At 59.8% G+C, this 17,002-nt stretch carries 16 protein-coding genes; 1 reads left to right on the plus strand and 15 read right to left on the minus strand.

Annotated elements, in window-relative coordinates; translation table 11 throughout:
- Positions 1-2: 2 nt before the first annotated feature.
- On the minus strand, positions 3-1,463 hold the full coding sequence (locus tag C4N22_RS05935) for an extracellular solute-binding protein (RefSeq protein ID WP_112148560.1): 1,461 nt from the start codon (positions 1,461-1,463) through the stop codon (positions 3-5).
- Between the two features lie 224 nt (positions 1,464-1,687).
- A complete protein-coding gene (gene cysS / locus C4N22_RS05940; protein ID WP_112115448.1) occupies positions 1,688-3,085 on the minus strand; it encodes a cysteine--tRNA ligase in 1,398 nt (465 codons plus the stop codon).
- 554 nt (positions 3,086-3,639) lie between these two features.
- On the opposite strand from cysS, the gene asnA reads away from it, so the two are divergent.
- Positions 3,640-4,653, plus strand: a complete 1,014-nt coding sequence (gene asnA, locus C4N22_RS05945) for an aspartate--ammonia ligase (protein WP_112115449.1) — start codon at positions 3,640-3,642, stop codon at positions 4,651-4,653.
- Between the two features lie 65 nt (positions 4,654-4,718).
- Here asnA and C4N22_RS05950 read toward each other — a convergent pair whose 3' ends face one another.
- The 13 genes from C4N22_RS05950 to rpsD form a co-directional block, all read right to left on the minus strand.
- A complete protein-coding gene (locus C4N22_RS05950; protein WP_112115450.1) occupies positions 4,719-5,399 on the minus strand; it encodes a hypothetical protein in 681 nt (226 codons plus the stop codon).
- A gap of 1 nt (position 5,400) precedes the next feature.
- A complete protein-coding gene (pgsA, locus tag C4N22_RS05955) occupies positions 5,401-5,982 on the minus strand; it encodes a CDP-diacylglycerol--glycerol-3-phosphate 3-phosphatidyltransferase (protein ID WP_112115451.1) in 582 nt (193 codons plus the stop codon).
- Between the two features lie 18 nt (positions 5,983-6,000).
- Positions 6,001-7,326: a 30S ribosomal protein S12 methylthiotransferase RimO gene (gene rimO, locus C4N22_RS05960; protein WP_022257052.1), complete on the minus strand. Its 1,326-nt coding sequence runs from the start codon at positions 7,324-7,326 to the stop codon at positions 6,001-6,003.
- A 31-nt stretch (positions 7,327-7,357) separates the two neighbouring features.
- Complete coding sequence (locus C4N22_RS05965) at positions 7,358-7,870, minus strand: regulatory protein RecX (protein ID WP_112148347.1); 513 nt, start codon at positions 7,868-7,870, stop codon at positions 7,358-7,360.
- On the minus strand, positions 7,870-9,054 hold the full coding sequence (recA, locus tag C4N22_RS05970; RefSeq protein ID WP_022257054.1) for a recombinase RecA: 1,185 nt from the start codon (positions 9,052-9,054) through the stop codon (positions 7,870-7,872). Before recA ends, C4N22_RS05965 begins: the two co-directional genes overlap by 1 nt.
- A 115-nt stretch (positions 9,055-9,169) precedes the next feature.
- Positions 9,170-10,030 carry a peptide chain release factor N(5)-glutamine methyltransferase gene (prmC, locus tag C4N22_RS05975; RefSeq protein ID WP_112148348.1) on the minus strand — a complete coding sequence of 287 codons (861 nt, stop codon included), beginning with the start codon at positions 10,028-10,030 and terminating at the stop codon, positions 9,170-9,172.
- On the minus strand, positions 10,024-10,971 hold the full coding sequence (locus C4N22_RS05980) for a DUF1385 domain-containing protein (protein ID WP_112115454.1): 948 nt from the start codon (positions 10,969-10,971) through the stop codon (positions 10,024-10,026). Before C4N22_RS05980 ends, prmC begins: the two co-directional genes overlap by 7 nt.
- A gap of 18 nt (positions 10,972-10,989) precedes the next feature.
- A complete protein-coding gene (locus tag C4N22_RS05985; protein ID WP_112115455.1) occupies positions 10,990-12,411 on the minus strand; it encodes a sensor histidine kinase in 1,422 nt (473 codons plus the stop codon).
- 203 nt (positions 12,412-12,614) lie between these two features.
- Positions 12,615-13,316, minus strand: coding sequence for a response regulator transcription factor (locus C4N22_RS05990; protein ID WP_112148349.1), 702 nt, complete (start codon positions 13,314-13,316; stop codon positions 12,615-12,617).
- Positions 13,317-13,446: 130 nt separating this feature from the next.
- On the minus strand, positions 13,447-14,751 hold the full coding sequence (locus C4N22_RS05995) for a hypothetical protein (protein ID WP_242980969.1): 1,305 nt from the start codon (positions 14,749-14,751) through the stop codon (positions 13,447-13,449).
- Between the two features lie 197 nt (positions 14,752-14,948).
- Positions 14,949-15,290, minus strand: a complete 342-nt coding sequence (gene rplQ / locus C4N22_RS06000) for a 50S ribosomal protein L17 (RefSeq protein WP_005934891.1) — start codon at positions 15,288-15,290, stop codon at positions 14,949-14,951.
- Between the two features lie 26 nt (positions 15,291-15,316).
- Positions 15,317-16,273 (minus strand): DNA-directed RNA polymerase subunit alpha, encoded by a 957-nt coding sequence (locus tag C4N22_RS06005; RefSeq protein ID WP_112115457.1) that lies wholly within the window; start codon positions 16,271-16,273, stop codon positions 15,317-15,319.
- A 113-nt stretch (positions 16,274-16,386) separates the two neighbouring features.
- Positions 16,387-16,989: a 30S ribosomal protein S4 gene (gene rpsD / locus C4N22_RS06010; protein WP_112115458.1), complete on the minus strand. Its 603-nt coding sequence runs from the start codon at positions 16,987-16,989 to the stop codon at positions 16,387-16,389.
- Positions 16,990-17,002 lie beyond the last annotated feature (13 nt).

A 17,002-nucleotide genomic window follows, 5' to 3' on the forward strand; every position in this document is an offset into this window, starting at 1 on the left:
CATCAGCCCTCGTAAGCACTCAGTTTGGTGCAGAGCGATTGATACCAGTTCTCAAAATACTCGTCGGTCAGGTAGAGAGCCTCGGCTTCGGCCGCGCTCACCCCGGCTGCGATCTGCTCTTCCACCGCCGCGCGGTCCGCGCTGGCCAGGTCCGACATGCTGTATTCCAGCACCTTGCGGGCATCCGTGCCGCTCGCAAAGGGCTTGGGGGTGTAGAGCTCGTGGTTTTCCACCGCGTCAATGGCGTTTGCCAGGACGTCTTTCATGGAGTCGGTCAGATCCAGGCCGCTGTTCTCGATAGCGGTCACGTCGTCGGCCGCGTGGGTCACGGGCAGGTAACCGGAGCCCACGGCAAACTGGATGTTATTTTCCGGCTGGGTGAACCACTTGAGGAATGTGACACAGGCGGCTTCTTCCTCCGGGGTGCTCTTGGTCACCACCATGCCGGCGCCCTGCTGGACAGCCACCTCTTTGCTTCCGGTAAACGAGGGGTTGGGCAGCACTTTCAGGCTGATCTCGTGGCTCTCGGTGTCGCTCACCTGCACCTGCTTGGGGAAAAAGGTGGCGCTGGAGTTGGAGCCCACATAGGCCAGCACATTGCCGGTCTTGATGTCGTCACTGCGGAAACGGCCCTCGCCCGCAAACCAGCCCTTGACAAAGGGGACATAGTAGTTCTCCCACCGCTTCCGGGCCACATCCTCGGTCAGGTTCACGGTCATCTTGCCGTTTTCCACGGTAAAGAGGGTGCTGCCCAGCTCCTTGGCACCAATGAGCATGTAGTTTGCCATGGCGTCGCGGCCAAACAGCGCCTTGCCGTCGTCCGGGGCTGCCGTCCGAGCGTCGGTCCAGTCGTAGTATTTTCCGGCGGTGGCTACAAGGCCCTCCACGGTGGAAAGGTCCTCATACGTTGCCCCTGTGGCCGCCGCAAAGGCCTGCCAATCGGTATCATTGAGGAACAGCAGCTCGGTGGATTTTGCCACCGGGAAAATTTTGATGGTGCCGCTGTCGTCAAAGTCGCCCTCGGTGAGATAGCTCTCCGGGAACGCCGCTTTTTCCTCGTCGGTCAGGTAGCCGCTCAGGTCCGCCACAAGGCCCATCTGGTCCACGGCATAGCAGGTGTCGGCATAAGCGGAGAAGATATTGGGCATCTCTGCAGCCCCCACCTTGCCCTCGGCTGCGGCCAGCACATTGGTCTCCAGATCGTTGACGCTGCCCTGGCTGGAAGCTTCCACCGTGATGTTCTGCTCCTTGCCCACCGTGGCGTTGAACTCATCCACCAGCTCGCTGAATGTTTCCAGCTGGTCGCCGTTGTAGTAGGTCCATACCGTAATGCTCACCGGCTTGGCGTTCGTCGGTGCCGGGTTCTTCGGTCCGGACACCGCGCTGCCCCCGCAGGCAGCCAGGCTCAACGTCAGTGCCGCGGCGCTGGCCAGTGCCGTGATTCGTTTGAAAAGACGCTTCATTCTGATGTTCTCACAATCTCCCGCGGATTCCATGCGCGGGCTCCTCTGTATCCATAGATATTTTTTATTATACGCCTCTTTGCCGCCAAAAGTAAACAAATTTTCCCAAAATCCGCGACTTTCCATTATTTTTCCACTTTGTGGCAGGTTTGCCCAGTCTTTCCCACAAAAAGACCCGCTGGCGGGAAAACCAGCGGGTCAGAGAAAAATGGTTCTTCTTTTTCTTACAGTTTGGACAGCTGCGGGCCCTGCGCGGTATCCTTGACCGCCCAGCCCATCTCGGTCAGCCGTGCACGGATGGCGTCAGCGGTCGCCCAGTCCTTGGCTTTCTTGGCGGCAGCACGCTGTTCCACCAGCTCGGTCACCTCTGCGGGCACCTCGTCCTTTTTGCGGTTGTACATCAGGCCCAGCACACCGGTGATCTCATCAAAGGCAGCGGCAGCAGCTTCCAATGCCTTTTTGCTGGAGGCTGCGGACAGGGTGTTGATCTCCTTGACCAGATCAAACACAGCAGCCAGTGCATCGGGAGTGTTCAGGTCGTCGTCCATCGCGGTGCAGAACTTCTTGCGGGCCTCTTCCGCCTTGACGGTCAGGGTCTCGTCGGTACCGAACTCGCTCTTGCTCAGGGCAAAATCCAGATTCTCACGGCAGGTGTACAGGCGCTCCAGGCTGTTCTTGCAGCTCTCAATGAGGTCCACGGTGTAGTTCAGCGGCATCCGGTAGCCGGCCGTCAGCATGAAGTAACGGATGGGCTCGTAGCCATAGAGGTTGGCCACATCCCGCACGGTAAAGAAGTTGTGCAGGCTCTTGGACATCTTCTGGTTGTCCACATTGATGAAGCCATTGTGCATCCAGTAGCGGGCAAAGGTGCAGCCGTTGGCGCACTCGCTCTGGGCGATCTCGTTCTCGTGGTGGGGGAAAATCAGGTCCTGACCGCCGCAGTGGAGGTCAATGGTCTTGCCCAGGTGGGTGCGGCTCATGGCGCTGCACTCAATGTGCCAGCCCGGACGGCCCATGCCGTAGGGGCTCTCCCAGGCAGGCTCACCGGGCTTGGCTGCTTTCCAGACGGCAAAGTCCGCCGGGTCTTCTTTCAGGTCATCGTCCATCTGGCTGCGCAGCTCCCGGTTACCGCTCTCCAGATCGTCCAGCTTCAGGTGGCTCAGTTTGCCGTACTCGGGGTCGCTCTTGACGCGGAAATAGACATCGCCGTTCTTGGCAACGTAAGCGTGGCCGGAGTCGATCAGGTCCTTGACGATATCGAGGATCTGCTGGATGTGCTCGGTGGCGCGGGGCTGGACGGTGGGCTTTTTGCAGTTGAGGCCGGCGGCGTCCTTGAGGTACTCGGCCTCAAAGCGCTGGGCCACTTCTTTCATGGAAGTGCCCTCTTCCTGGCCCTTTTTGATGAGCTTGTCGTCGATATCCGTAATGTTGGAAACGTAGAGGACCTTGTTGCCCCGGTACTCCAGGTAGCGGCGCAGGGTGTCAAACACGATCAGCGGGCGGGCATTGCCGATGTGGATATAGTTGTAAACGGTGGGGCCGCAGACATAGATGCGGTACTCGCCCGGCACCTGCGGCACGAACTCTTCTTTCTGGCGGGTCAGGGTGTTAAAGATCTGCATAATGACATACTCCTTTTTGTGGGACAACCCAGAGCCGCAATGAAGCCTCTCCGTCAAAGCCTCCGGCTTTGCCAGCTCCCCGAACAGGGGAGCCCTTGGCAAAGAGGGCAGCTCGTGCGAATCTGCTTAAAAAGCAACCGCCTCCGTTGCTGCACCCAATGTACAGCAACGGAGGCGGTTTTTCAATCAATCGCGGTTCCACTCCGGTTTGTCGCTCAAAGCCGGTAACGGCGGCCTGCCGCGCTGTGATACTGCATTTTCCCACAGCGTGCTGCCCGGGCGCACTTTACACAGCGGTCTGCAAACAGGCTCCCAGCCAATGGCCTGTTCTCTCTGCACAGACGGATGCCGCGCTACTCTGCCCGGGTAAACGCATTTGTTCTTTTACAAGTTTTATTATAGCGGGATGCCAAGCGGAAGTCAAGGCGGCAGGGTTTTTTCGCCCATTCCCCTTTACATCGTCTGCAAGTTGTGCCATAATTTACTTTATTAAAGGGAAAGCTGCTGCCCGGGCGGCACTCGGCTGCCGGGAGCGCAAAAAGAGGGGGTTCCTTATGAGCAAAACGATCATTCCCGCAAACTACACGCCCGCGCTGAACCTGTACGACACCCAGCGCGCCATTGGCACGGTGAAGCGGCTGTTTGCCGACACCCTGTGCGCCACGCTGAATCTCTACCGCGTGTCCGCGCCGCTCTTTGTGGAGGCCTCTACCGGCCTGAACGACGACCTGAACGGCGTCGAGCGGAAAGTCACCTTCGATATGAAAGACGGCGGCATTGAAGCACAGGTGGTCCAGTCGCTGGCAAAGTGGAAGCGCAAGGCTCTCAAGGATTACGGCTTCCGGGTGGGCAAGGGCCTGTACTGTGATATGAACGCCATCCGCCGGGACGAGGACCTGGACAACCTCCACTCCGTCTATGTGGACCAGTGGGACTGGGAAAAGGTCATCCGGGAGGAGGACCGCACCGAGGCGTATCTGAAAAACGTGGTCCGCTCCATCGTGTCCGCTGTCTGCGCCACCGAGATGAACCTCCACGCCATGTTCCCCCAGCTGCAGGACCTGCCCCTGCACACCCCCAATGTCACGTTCATCACCACCCAGGAGCTGGAAGACAAGTACCCGGACCTGACCCCGAAAGAGCGGGAGAACGCATTTGTCAAGGAAAACGGCACCACGTTTCTCATGAAGATCGGTGCCCCGCTCAAGAGCGGCAAGCCCCATGATGGCCGTGCCCCCGACTATGACGACTGGGACCTGAACGGCGACCTGCTGTTCTGGAACGAGCCGCTGCAGTGCAGCTATGAGCTGAGCAGCATGGGTATCCGCGTCAGCCCCGAGAGCATGGACAAGCAGCTGACCATGGCTGGCTGCGATGACCGCCGGGCCCTGCCGTTCCACAAGGCAGTGCTGGCAGGCGAGCTGCCCTACACCATCGGCGGCGGCATCGGCCAGAGCCGCCTGTGCATGCTGCTGCTGGGCAGCGTCCATATCGGCGAAGTCCAGGCCAGCGTCTGGGACGCGGAGACCCGTTCCGCCTGCGAAAAGGCCGGTATCCCGCTCCTCTGATTTCCGGAACCAAAAAGCGAGTGCATCTTGCGATGCACCCGCTTTTTTGTTACACAGAGTAATTTTCAGCCTATAAATTCCAGTTTCGGGCCTTTTTTGCGGTGTTTTTTGCCGTTGCCGCCCAGCCACCAGAGCACAAAGGCATACAGGAGGTTGGTGCCCAGGATGATGGCGAACCACATCAGGCTCTCCTGAATGGTCTGGTCGTATACCCGCATAAAGGGGTAGGGCCCGTCGATGCGGCCCGTGATGTTGCCCCACAGGTCGTAGACGCCATAGACGATGGTAGGCACCAGCGCCAGCGGCACACTGGCCAGCGGCAGCCGGGGCTCCCGCTCAAACAGCAGGAACGACACCATGGCCACCACCGGGTTGAGGAAGTGGTGGTAGAGCATGGAGCCCGTAAACAGCATGATGTACCAGCCGTTGCCGTCCTCGTACATGGGGGCCAGAATGAACACCACCGTCAGGAACGTCATGGTCAGGCAGCTGGTGGACCAGAATTTGAGCTGTTTGACCCAGCGGGGCAGCTCCCGCCCGGTGAAAAGATCGAGCAGCTGGCACAGGGCCACCAGCGCGCAGACCGCAACGTTGAACATATTGGACAGCTCGGTGTACATGGTAAAGACCAGCTCATGGCCATAATCCCAGCTGATGGGCATGGCAATGGTTTCCATGTAGAGGATGGAAAGGTTCAGCGCCAGCGAGATGAGCTTGCGGCAGAACGCCCAGAGCTTTTCTTTCATCTTATTTTGCCGTGTTGATGAAGCTGCGGTTGTCCCACAGGTACTTGATGCCGGAAACGGCCGTGACCACTGCCACCAGCCAGCACAGCCAGTGGGCAACGAATGCACAGTCCGCTCCCAGTACATTCCCGGTCAGGGAAACGCTGAAATAATAGAAGATGATGGTCAGCATCTGGAGCACGGTCTTCACCTTGCCCCACATGTTGGCGGCGATCACCTTGCCGTCCTTGGCACCGGCCGCCACCATCCGCAGGCCGGAGACGGCAAACTCCCGGGCCAGGATGATGCAGAGCACCACAGGGCTGCACACGCCGTCCCGCATCATGTAGAGGAACGCCACGGTGGTCAGCAGCTTGTCGGCCAGCGGGTCGGCAAACTTGCCAAAGTCGGTCACCATGTGCCACTTGCGGGCCAGATGGCCGTCCAGGTAATCGGTGAAGCTGGCCACCGCAAAAATGATGCCTGCAATGAGATACCACCGCGGATTATAGCTCGGGGTCATGTACTGACTCAGCGAGACAAAGATCATGAAAACCGGGACCAGAATAATGCGGGTCAGGGTCAGTTTGTTGGGCAGATTCATAAAAAATCCTCCAATTCATTATTTTACGACAGTGCCATACAGATCGTAAAGATCACTGTCCTCTACAAGGATATCATAAAACTCGCCCGGATACAATGGTTCCTCGCTGGAGACGCAGACATTGCCGTCCACCTCGGGGGCATCGCCTGCCGTGCGGCAGAGGTAGAGGCCGTTTTCCTCGTCGATGCCATCGCAGAGGACATGGACGGTCTGGCCCACTTTCTCGGCCTGCTTCTGGGCCATGATGCCGGTCTGGATCTGCATGACCAGCTCGGCCCGGCGCTCCTTGACCTCCTGCTCGATCTGGTTCTCCATCCTGGCGGCCACGGTGTTCTCCTCTGCCGAGTAGGCAAAGCAGCCCAGACGGTCGAAGCGGACCTCTTTGACGAAGTTGCACAGATCCTCAAACTGCTCCTCGGTCTCGCCGGGGAAGCCCGCGATCAGGGTGGTGCGCAGGGTGATGCCGGGGATCTCGCGGCGCAGTTTTCCAATGACCTCCAGCAGCTCTGCCCGGTTGGAGCGGCGGTTCATGTTCTTGAGGATGACATCGTTGCAGTGCTGGATGGGCAGGTCGAGGTAGGGCAGTACTTTCTCATTCCGCTTCATGGCGGCGATGAAGTCATCGGTGATCCGCTCCGGGTAAGCGTACATAATGCGGATCCACTCAATGCCGTTGATCTTGTTCAGCTTGTCCAGCAGCTCACAGATGCTGCCCGGCTTGCCCCAGTCCTCGCCGTAGGCAGTGGGGTCCTGGGCCACGATGATGAGTTCTTTCACGCCCTCACCGGCCAGCCAGCGGGCCTCGGCCACACAGTCGGCCATGTCACGGCTGCGCAGCGGGCCGCGGATGGCGGGGATGGCGCAGTAGTGGCAGCGGTTGTTGCAGCCCTCGGCGATCTTTAAGTACGCATAGTGGGCAGGCGTGCCGATGACGCGCTTGCCGCCAAGCGGGAAATCTTTCTTCAGGCCGTAGCTTTCCAGATGATCCTCACCGTTGAAAAGCCGTGCCACGATGGAATCAATGGCCTTGTTGGAGGCACAGCCCACCACGGCGTCCACCTCAGGGATTTCCTCCTCGATCTGGCTGCGGTAGCGCTCCGCCAGGCAGCCGGTCACAATGACTTTCAGGTTGGGGTTTGCCTGCTTGTAGGAACAGGCCTCGAGGATATTCTCGATGGCTTCGGTCTTGGCGCTCTCAATGAAGCCGCAGGTGTTGACCAGGATCACATCGGCCTCGCCCAGGTCAGCCACCGTCTCGTGGCCCGCCGACAGCAGGATATGCACCATGCCGTCCAGATCGACCTGGTTTTTGGGGCAGCCAAGGGAAATACACGCAATTTTCATAGGGGATAATACTCTCTTTCCTAGTTGGGGGTTATTCTTCTTCTACTCTCTTGATGGCTTCTTTCACGACCGCATACGCAAAACCGCGCCGCTGCAGGGCCGCCACGACCAAGTCGCGCCGGCCCATGGCAAGCTTCGGGCGGTAGCGGCTCTCCACCAGCGCCACGGCAGCAGAAAGCTCCGGGTTCTCCCCCTCTTCATCCGGGGCGTAGACCGCCTCCAGCGCTGCTGCTACCTGCTGGGCGCTCAGGCCTTTCTGGCGCAGGTTCCGGGCCGCGGCCCGGCGGCTCTTGCGGGCGGCCAGCAGGCTGTGGGCCCGGGCCTCCGCGTAGCGTTCGTCGTTGACATACTCCCGCTGGACCATCTCGGCCACCACCTCGGCGGCGACCTGCTCGGTAAAGCGGCGGCAGAGCCGCTCATACAGCTGGCCGGAGGAGACTTCCTGCGCGGCCAGCGTTTCCAGTGCCCGGGCACGGGCCTTGGCTATATCGGAGGATTTTTCCTCCTCCGTCAGCGGGCGGCGCTTTTGATAGCCAAAAGACATCAGTCTTCCACCATGATATCCAGCTCACTCTCGCTGCTGCGGGTGGGAGCCTTGACCACCGGCTCCTTGGCCGGTGCGGCTTCGCCAGCCTTTTCGGCGGGAGCAGCGGCAGGGGCCGGTTTGCTCACCGGGCGGCGGGTGGCATAGAGCTTATCGGCATTGGCACGGATCTGGCCCTCGATGTCGTTGGCGATCTCAGGGTTGTCCTTGAGGAACTGCTTTGCGTTGTCGCGGCCCTGGCCCAGGCGGATGTCGCCATAGTTGAACCATGCGCCGCTCTTCTGCACGATGCCCAGCTTGACACCCACATCGATCAGCTCGCTCATCTTGGAGATTCCCTCGCCGAACATGATGTCGAACTCGGCCTCACGGAACGGAGGGGCCACCTTGTTCTTGACGATCTTGGCGCGGGTGTGGTTGCCGATGAACTGGCCGGAGGAATCTTTCAGGCCCTCCACACGGCGGATATCAATCCGGACAGAGGAATAATATTTCAGCGCGCGGCCGCCCGTGGTGACTTCGGGGTTGCCGTAGACGATGCCCACTTTTTCACGCAGCTGGTTGATGAAGACGCAAACCGTGTTGGTCTTGCCGATGACGCTGGTCAGCTTACGCATGGCCTGGCTCATCAGGCGGGCCTGCAGGCCCACATGGCTGTCGCCCATCTCGCCCTCGATCTCGGCACGGGGGACCATAGCGGCCACCGAATCCACCACAATGGCGTCGATGGCACCGGAGCGCACCAGTGCCTCACAGATCTCCATGGCCTGCTCGCCGGTATCCGGCTGGCTGACCAGCAGCTCGTTGATGTTCACGCCCAGTGCCTCGGCATAGGCCGGGTCCAGTGCGTGCTCGACGTCGATAAAGGCCACTTCGCCGCCCTTTTTCTGGGCTTCGGCCAGGATGTGGAGGGCCAGCGTGGTCTTACCACTGGATTCCGGTCCAAACACCTCGATGATACGACCGCGGGGCACACCGCCCACGCCCAGCGCCAGGTCCAGGCCCAGGCTGCCCGTGGAGATGGCATCCACCTGCATGGCGGTGTTGTCGCCCAGCTTCATGATGGCGCCCTTGCCAAACTGCTTTTCGATCTGGGCCAGGGCAGTGGCCAGCGCGTCTTTCTTTGCGCCCGGCTCGATCTTCTGGGTGGCCGAAGCGACCGCGGTGTTCTGATTTTTCGCCATAGATTTGCTCCTTTGCTCTCAAAGCCCGTCGGACACGGGCGCTTCTTCTCATTTCTCTCTTAGTATACCACAAATCCAGGATATTACAACAAGAAGTTGTTCTATTTTTGCAATTTTATGGGTACGATCTCCGGGCCAGAATGCACCGGTCGTTGCCGCCGTAGTCTTTACGGCAGGCGATGTCCACCCAGCCGTTTGCCGCCAGCAGGGCAGTTACCGCTTCCCGCTGCTGCCAGCCGATCTCCAGCGCCAGCGCTCCGCCGGGCCGCAGGGCGTTCTGGTAGTGTTCCGCAAGGGCGCGGTAAAATACCAGCCCGTCCTCCCCGGCTTCCAACGCCATGGCCGGTTCCCGGGCCACCTCGGGCTGCAATTGCTGCATCTCGGCGGCGGTCAGGTAGGGCGGGTTGGAAACGATGAGGTCCAGCTCCCCCTCCGGCAGGCCCTGCCAGTAGTGGAACAAGTCCCCCTCCACGGCCCGCACCATCCCCTGTTTCAGCGCCGAGACGGCATTCTTCTTTAAGTATCGGAACGCCTCCGGGCTCTTTTCCACGCAGGTGACGTCCGCTTCCGGGCAGAAGCGTTTGACCCCCAGCCCCAGACAGCCGGTGCCGGCACAGAGGTCCAGCACTTTGGGCGCTTGTACCCCTGCCAGCATCTGAGCGGCAGCTTCCGCCACTACCTCCGTGTCGGCCCGGGGGCAGAGCACGCCGGGGCCCACCGCCAGCTCAAAATCCAGGAACGGCCAGCTGCCGCAAAGGTATTGCAGCGGCTCCCGGGTCGCCCGCCGGGCCGTCAGGGCTTCCAGCTTTGCGGCTTGTTCCGCGGTCAGGGGCCTGTCCGCCAGCCGTGCGTCCTGCCCTGTCACCAGCCGGAACAGCTCCCCGGCGTCAAAATCCGCATCCGGGCAGCCTGCGGCGGTCAGGCGGGCTTCCACCTCCCGCAGGGCCTCCCGGGGCTGCATTCCCGCGTTTACCATTTGCCGTCCTCCGGGTTCTCGGGCAGAACGGGCGTCACGGCTGCAATGGCCACTTCGATCATGCTGTCGTCCGGCTCAAACACGGTCAGGTGCTGCACCCAGATACCCGGCTGTCGGATGATCCGGGTGGCGATGTTGTCCGAGCGGCCGCACCACTTGAGCAGCTCATAGCTGATGCCCATAACCACCGGCAGGAGCAGCAGCTTGAACACCACCCGCAGCCCGGTGCTGGACCAGGGCAGCACACTGTACAGAAACACGCTGACGATGACCACCAGGATCAAGAAACTGGTGCCGCAGCGGGGGTGGAACCGGGTGTACTTGCGCACATTCTCCACAGTGAGCGGGTCGCCCGCCTCATAGCAGGCGATGGTCTTGTGCTCAGCCCCGTGGTACTCAAACACCCGGTGGATCTCTTTCATCTTGGAGATGGCTCCCATGTACGTCAAAAAGATGCCCACCTTGAGCACCGCTTCGAGGATGACTTTGCCCCAGCGGCCCAGCGGCACCAGATGATTCAGCCCGCCTACCAGCACCGTGGGCAGCACGGTAAAGAGCAGGATGGCAAACAGGCCGCCCACCACGGCAGCCGCCGCCAGCAGAATGTCCTCGGCCTTTTTGCCCAGATGGTCGCCCACCCATTTTTCAAAGGCGGATTCCTCGGCCTCGGCGTCATAGTCGTCGCCCATGCTCACCTGTGCCGAGTACATCATGTAGCGGTAGCCCATGATGAGGCTCTCGACCATCGAGATGGCGCCCCGCACGAGAGGAATTTTTGTCCAGATGCCGTGGGTAGGGGTATCTTCCAGCTTGGTCTCAATGGTGCCGTCCGGCTTGCGCACGGCGCAGCAGATCTTCTTGGGGCCCCGCATCATGATGCCTTCCATCAGTGCCTGCCCGCCCACACTTGTTTTAAAGCGTTCCTTGTTGGGTTGATTCATGGAGTTCTCCTGTAAGATTTATTTTTGATAGAGCGGCAGCCCCAGTGTGACCACGGTGCCGCGGCCCAGGGTGCTCTTGATGTCCAGCGTGCCGTCCAGCGCCGTCATGATGGAATCCACCAGCGCCAGCCCAATGCCGCTGCCCCGTACCGAGTTGCTGCCCTTGTAAAACTTGGTCTTGACATTTTCCAGGTCTTCCGGCGGGATGCCACGGCCCTGGTCAATGATCTCAATAAACGCCTTGTACTGGCCTTTCCAGAGCTTGACGGTGATCCGTCCGCCGGGGGCCGAATACTTGATGGCGTTGTCCAATATGTTGATAAAGACCTGCCGCAGGCGGTCCGGGTCGGCATAGACCGGGATCATTTCCTCCGGTTCGGTATAGGAGAGGATCATCCCCTCCTGCCGGATGCGTGCCTCGCAGAAGAGGACGGCATCGGTCAGCTCGGCCACCAGATCCAGCGGGTGGTTGTTCATCTGGATGCGGCCGTTCTGCAGACGGCTGAAATCCAGCAGCTCCTCCACCATGTTGTACAGGCGGACCGTCTCGTTGTTGATGATCTCCAAGCCCTTGCGGTAATTCTCGTCAGCAGGGTCATTCAGGGCGCGCAGGGTCTCCACCCAGCCCCGGATCGAGGTGAGCGGCGTGCGCAGCTCATGGGAGACCGAGCTGATGAACTCGTTTTTCATCTTCTCGGTCTCTTCCAGCCCCTCGGCCATCTGGTTGATGGTACCGCGCAGCCGGTCCACCTCGTCCCGCTGGTCGCCGGTCACGGGCAGGCGGACATCCAGCTCCCCCCGGGCGATGGAGGCGGCCGTCCGTTCCACCTGGCCCAGCGGCACCACGATGCTCCGCACAAAGTACAGGCCCGACATCACCGTAAACACCAGGATCGCCAGCACGATGACCGCACTGACGGCAATGGCATTCTTGAGCTGCCGTGTCACCAGCGTCATACTGGTCACCAGCCGCATGGCCGCCACGTCCTCCGCCGCGTAGGGCACCAGATAGCAGACGGACATGACCTGTTCCCCGCTCTGGGTCTTGTAGAGGGCCACCCCCATGCCGTCCACAGCATCCTGTGCCTGCTCAAAATCGCTCTGGGTCACGATGCCGTCAGCGTCCGTGCCGCTGGAGGACGCAATGACGCCGCCGTAGCTGTCCAGCAGCATAAACTCGTATTTGTCCTTATCGGAAAACTGCTCCACCATCCGGCGGAGAGCCACACTGCGGCTGGCGGAAGCTTTCTGGGCCGTGTCGCCCGTATACATCTTGAGCTGTCCCGTGATGGAAGAAAACCGCCGCACCATAGTCTGCTGCACGCCGTTGTAGTAGCTGCGGGTGTAGCTGTAGAGGAACATTCCCTCCACCAGCACCAGCAGCAGCACCGTCAGCAGCAGGTTGCCCCGCAGCCACCGGCGGGTGATCCCGCTTCGCATTGGCATTTTCCTCCTTTCCAGTTTGCCACCCTTGATTGCAGGGCCCGGCATTTTACGTTTTAAAAAACTTTTTTGGTTTCGTATCCGTTTCCCGACCTGCCAAGGGCTCCCCTGACAGGAAAGACTCCCCCGGCCGGGGGAGGTGGCACGCAAGTGCCGAAAGGGGAGCAGCTGGCAAAGCCGTCAGGCTTTGACTGAGAGGTTTACTCCTCCCACCGGTAGCCATAGCCCCACACCGTCAGGATATGGGTGGGGTGGCTGGGCTCGTCCTCCACTTTCATCCGGAGGCGGCGGATGTTCACATCCACGATCTTCACATCGCCGAAGTAGTTTTCTCCCCAGACGCCTTTCAGGATGCGTTCCCGCACCAGCGCCACGCCGGGGTTGCGGAAGAACAGCTCCATGATCTGGAACTCCACCTGAGTCAGCTCAATGGGCTTGCCTGCCTTGAGCAGCACACGGCGGTTCTCGTCCAGCACAAAGCTGCCGCTGACGAGCGAGGACAGGGCATTCTCCCCGGCATCGTTCCCAGCCGAGCGGCCCACACGGCGGCAGAGCGCCTCCACCCGGGCCAGCAGCTCACTGACGCTGAACGGTTTAGTCATATAGTCATCAGCACCGATGGACAGGCCGCGGATCTTATCCTGCTCCTGCCCCTTGGCGCTCAGAATGATAATGCCGATCTTCTGATCGGTGCGGCGGATGGTCTCGCAGAGCGAGAAGCCATTCATCCCCGGCAGCATCACGTCCAGGATGGCCGCGTCGCAGCCGGGCCGCTGTTCCAGCAGAGGAAGTGCCGCTTCGGCGCTGTCGGCCTCTACTGCTTCCATTCCGGCCAGCCGCAGGTTCAGCGCGATCATCTCGCGGATGCTGGCTTCGTCCTCTACAACAAGTACTTTTACCATCATATCCTCCGTTTTGTTGACAAGTTTCCGTTTGATTCCGCCTTTTTCGTTCCGCGCAATGCTGCCCCTTTTGCCAAGGGCTCTCCCGGAGGGAGAGCGGGCAGAACCGATCAGGCTTTGGCCGGGAGGGCTAGTTCAAGCGATACAGCGAGCGGGACAACCGATAGGTCTCGTCCGCAATGGTCACATCGGGGCCAAATTTGGCCTGCATCTGGCGGGACGCCACCATGCCCAGCCGGGTCCAGCCCGCCGCATCGGCGCTGTTGGAAGCCAGCCGCACCGTCAACACCAGCTTGTTCTCGTCCACGGTGCGCAGCTCTACGGCTCCCTCTACCTCGGTGCTGTCGGTCAGCATCAGGTTGCCCTCCCATTCCATGGGCAGCTCGATATAGCAGTTGGTCTCCTCGTCCAGCAGACCAAAACTCTTTTTGGGGTCCGGGCTGGTGTAGTCCATCCAGACGATAAAATCCATCCGGCGGCTCTGGCTCATATTCAGCAGGCCCGCCTCATCCGGCTGGGTGGGAATCTCCACCGTGCCGTCGCCATCCAGATCCCGGCTCACCAGAGTGGACACGTTGCGCAGGGATTCGTTGTACAGCTCCTGCGTACTGATCTGGTCAGCGGGGATCATCTGCTGGCTCTCCTCATCAAAGTGGAGGAGGACCGTGGCCAGATTGTTGCCGGAAATACCGGTCCAGCCGTCCAGCACCAGATAACGCTTTCCATCCGCTCCGACGCCGGCCGCCACCGAAGCACAGCCGGAGAATTTATCCGCCGAGAGGCCCATGACCGCCACCTGCTGGAACGAACCATCCCGGTCCACGGTCAGCAGCTCGATCTGCACCCCGCCATCTTCCAGCGTGGACATCAGAATCAGGTCCTGATTGCCTCCGCCCGTGATATCTTCCACGAGGTACTGCTCATAGGATTGTTCGAGGATGGCGGAGAGTTCCCCATCCTCATAGGAGTAAACCGCCAGATAGTTGTCCCCCCGGGAGGCCACATAGCCCACCACCAGCTGGGTGGAACCTCCTGCCTGTAACCGCGCCAGCCGGACGGTATCTACCGTGTCCGCCAGGCCCTCCAGATTCTGCCGCACTTCCCAGTTGCCCTCGGCATCTTTCTGCAAAATTGCGATGCAGACATTGGTGCTCTGGGCTGTGGTGTAAAACACGGCGGCATCCTGCACCCCGTCGCCATCAAGATCCTGCAAAACGAACGGAGAGAGCAGCTCGCCCTGCAGCGGGTACTTGAGCTGTGCGCTCTCCCCCAGCCAGTCGTTCAGCGCAGACTGCAGGGCGCCGTAATCGCCCGCCAGCTGCGGCGCGCGGAGCAGGTCTTCCACCTGCCGGTTTTCCTCCAGCGGCATGTTGCAGCCCGTCAGCAGCAGGCCCAGCAGTGCACAGACCGCCAGCAGTCGGCCCAGCTTTTTCAACAGTCCTCTCCTCCCTCCGTGGAAAATTTCCCGAATCATACAGTATTCAGTATAGCACGCGGCGGGGGTAAATCCAAGAGCCATTCCGTGAACTTTCCGGGAACAGCCCCCTCCCTTTGCTGCCGTTGAGACACAAAAAACGCCCCCTCCCAACTGGGAGAGAGCGTTTTGTACACTGTTTAAACAGTCAGAGTCGATCAGACGAGCTCCAGAACTGCCATCTCAGCTGCGTCGCCGCGGCGAGCGCCGATCTTGATGATGCGGGTGTAGCCGCCGTTGCGGTCAGCGTACTTGGGGCTGATCTCATCAAACAGCTTCTTTGCAACATCTTCCTTGGTGATGTAGGCGTAGACCTGACGCTTGGTGTGCAGGTCGCTGGCCTTACCCAGGGTGATCATCTTCTCGGCCATGGAACGAACGTCCTTAGCGCGAGTGACAGTGGTCTCAATCTTGCCATTCTCTAACAGGTAGGTAACCATAGCGCGCATCATAGCGTTGCGGCTGTCGCTGGTTCTACCGAGCTTTCTGGTACCGGGCATCCCGTTTCACTCCTTAATTATTTTAGTTACTCATCATCTGTGTTCAGCTTAAAGCCCAGGGAGTCCAGCTTTGCCATGACTTCCTCGAGGCTCTTGCGGCCGAGGTTACGGACTTTCATCATCTCGTCCTCGCTCTTGCTGACCAGATCCTCCACCGTGTTGATACCGGCACGCTTCAGGCAGTTGAACGAACGGACGCTCAGATCCAGCTCTTCAATGGTCATCTCCAGAGCCTTTTCCTTGTCGTCGTTGGTCTTCTCCACCATGATTTCGGTGCCAGCGGCCTCATCGGACAGGTTGACAAACAGGTTCAGGTGCTCGGTCAGCACGCGGGCAGCCAGAGAAACGGCCTCCTGCGCGTTGATCGTGCCATCGGTCCAAACCTCAATGGTCAGCTTGTCGTAATCGATCGCCTGGCCAACACGGGTGCTCTCAACGTTGTAATTCACCTTGAGCACGGGGGTGTAAATGCTATCGACGGGAAGAGTGTTGATATCGTTCTTCTCGACGATGGCCTGTTTGTTGCGCTCAGCCGGCACATAGCCGCGGCCTTTGTCGAAAGTGAGCTCCATGACGAGCTTGCCGCCCTCGCCCAGGGTCGCAATGTGCCATTCAGGGTTCAGGATCTCAATATCGTCGCCCTGCTTGATGTTGTCGGCGGTGACCTCACAGGGGCCCACTGCCTCAACACGCACTGTCTTCGGACCATCGGTGTACAGCTTTGCAGCAATACCTTTCAGGTTCAGGACAATTTCGGTAACGTCTTCCTTGACGCCCTCAATGGTGGAGAACTCGTGAACAACGCCGTCGATCTTGACGCTGGTCACGGCGACACCGGGCAGAGAGGAAAGAAGCACACGACGCAGGCTGTTGCCCAGTGTGATGCCAAAGCCACGCTCCAGAGGTTCTGCCACGAACTTGCCATAGCGGCCGTCCGGAGACAGGCTTGCCGTTTCGATTTTGGGACGTTCAATCTCCATCATATCTATGCCCTCCTTGTCAAACCGATGTACTCATCGGCCCATTATTAAATTCTTTCAAAGAAAAGAATGCGAAAGATAGTCCTCCACAAAGGAGGCCCAGCCTTCTTAATGGATTACTTGGAGTACAGCTCGACGATGAGGTGCTCTGCAACTTCGTAGTCGATGTCGCTGCGCTCGGGGAGCTTGGTGACGACGCCCTTCAGGGAGCCGGTCTCGCGGTTCAGCCAAGAGGGCAGAGCCACAACGGGAGCCTCGGGGCCAGTCAGCTTTGCAAACTTTGCAGAGGAGCGGCTGGACTCACGCACTTCGATCACGTCACCGGCCTTGACCTGGTAAGAGGGGATATTGACCTTCTTGCCATTGACGGTGAAGTGAGCGTGGCTCACCAGCTGGCGAGCGTCGCGGCGGGTCTGAGCAAAGCCCAGGCGGAACACGACGTTGTCCAGGCGGCACTCCATGATCTGGAGCAGGTTCTCACCGGTCTTGCCGGGGCGAGCCTCAGCGCGCTGGTAAGCATTGTGGAACTGCTTCTCCAGAACGCCGTAGATGAACTTGACCTTCTGCTTCTCTTTCAGCTGAGATGCGTACTCAGACTGCTTCTTGCGCATGTTGCCATTGGAGTTGCGGGTAGTATTCTTCTTTGCATAGCCCATGACCGCAGGAGAAATGCCCAGGGCCTTGCAACGCTTTGCGATAGGCTGCGTATTCTTTGCCATAATTCAATTTCCT

Origin of the sequence: Faecalibacterium prausnitzii, from assembly GCF_003287495.1 — a bacterium.
Taxonomy (GTDB): Bacteria; Bacillota; Clostridia; order Oscillospirales; family Ruminococcaceae; genus Faecalibacterium; species Faecalibacterium prausnitzii_I.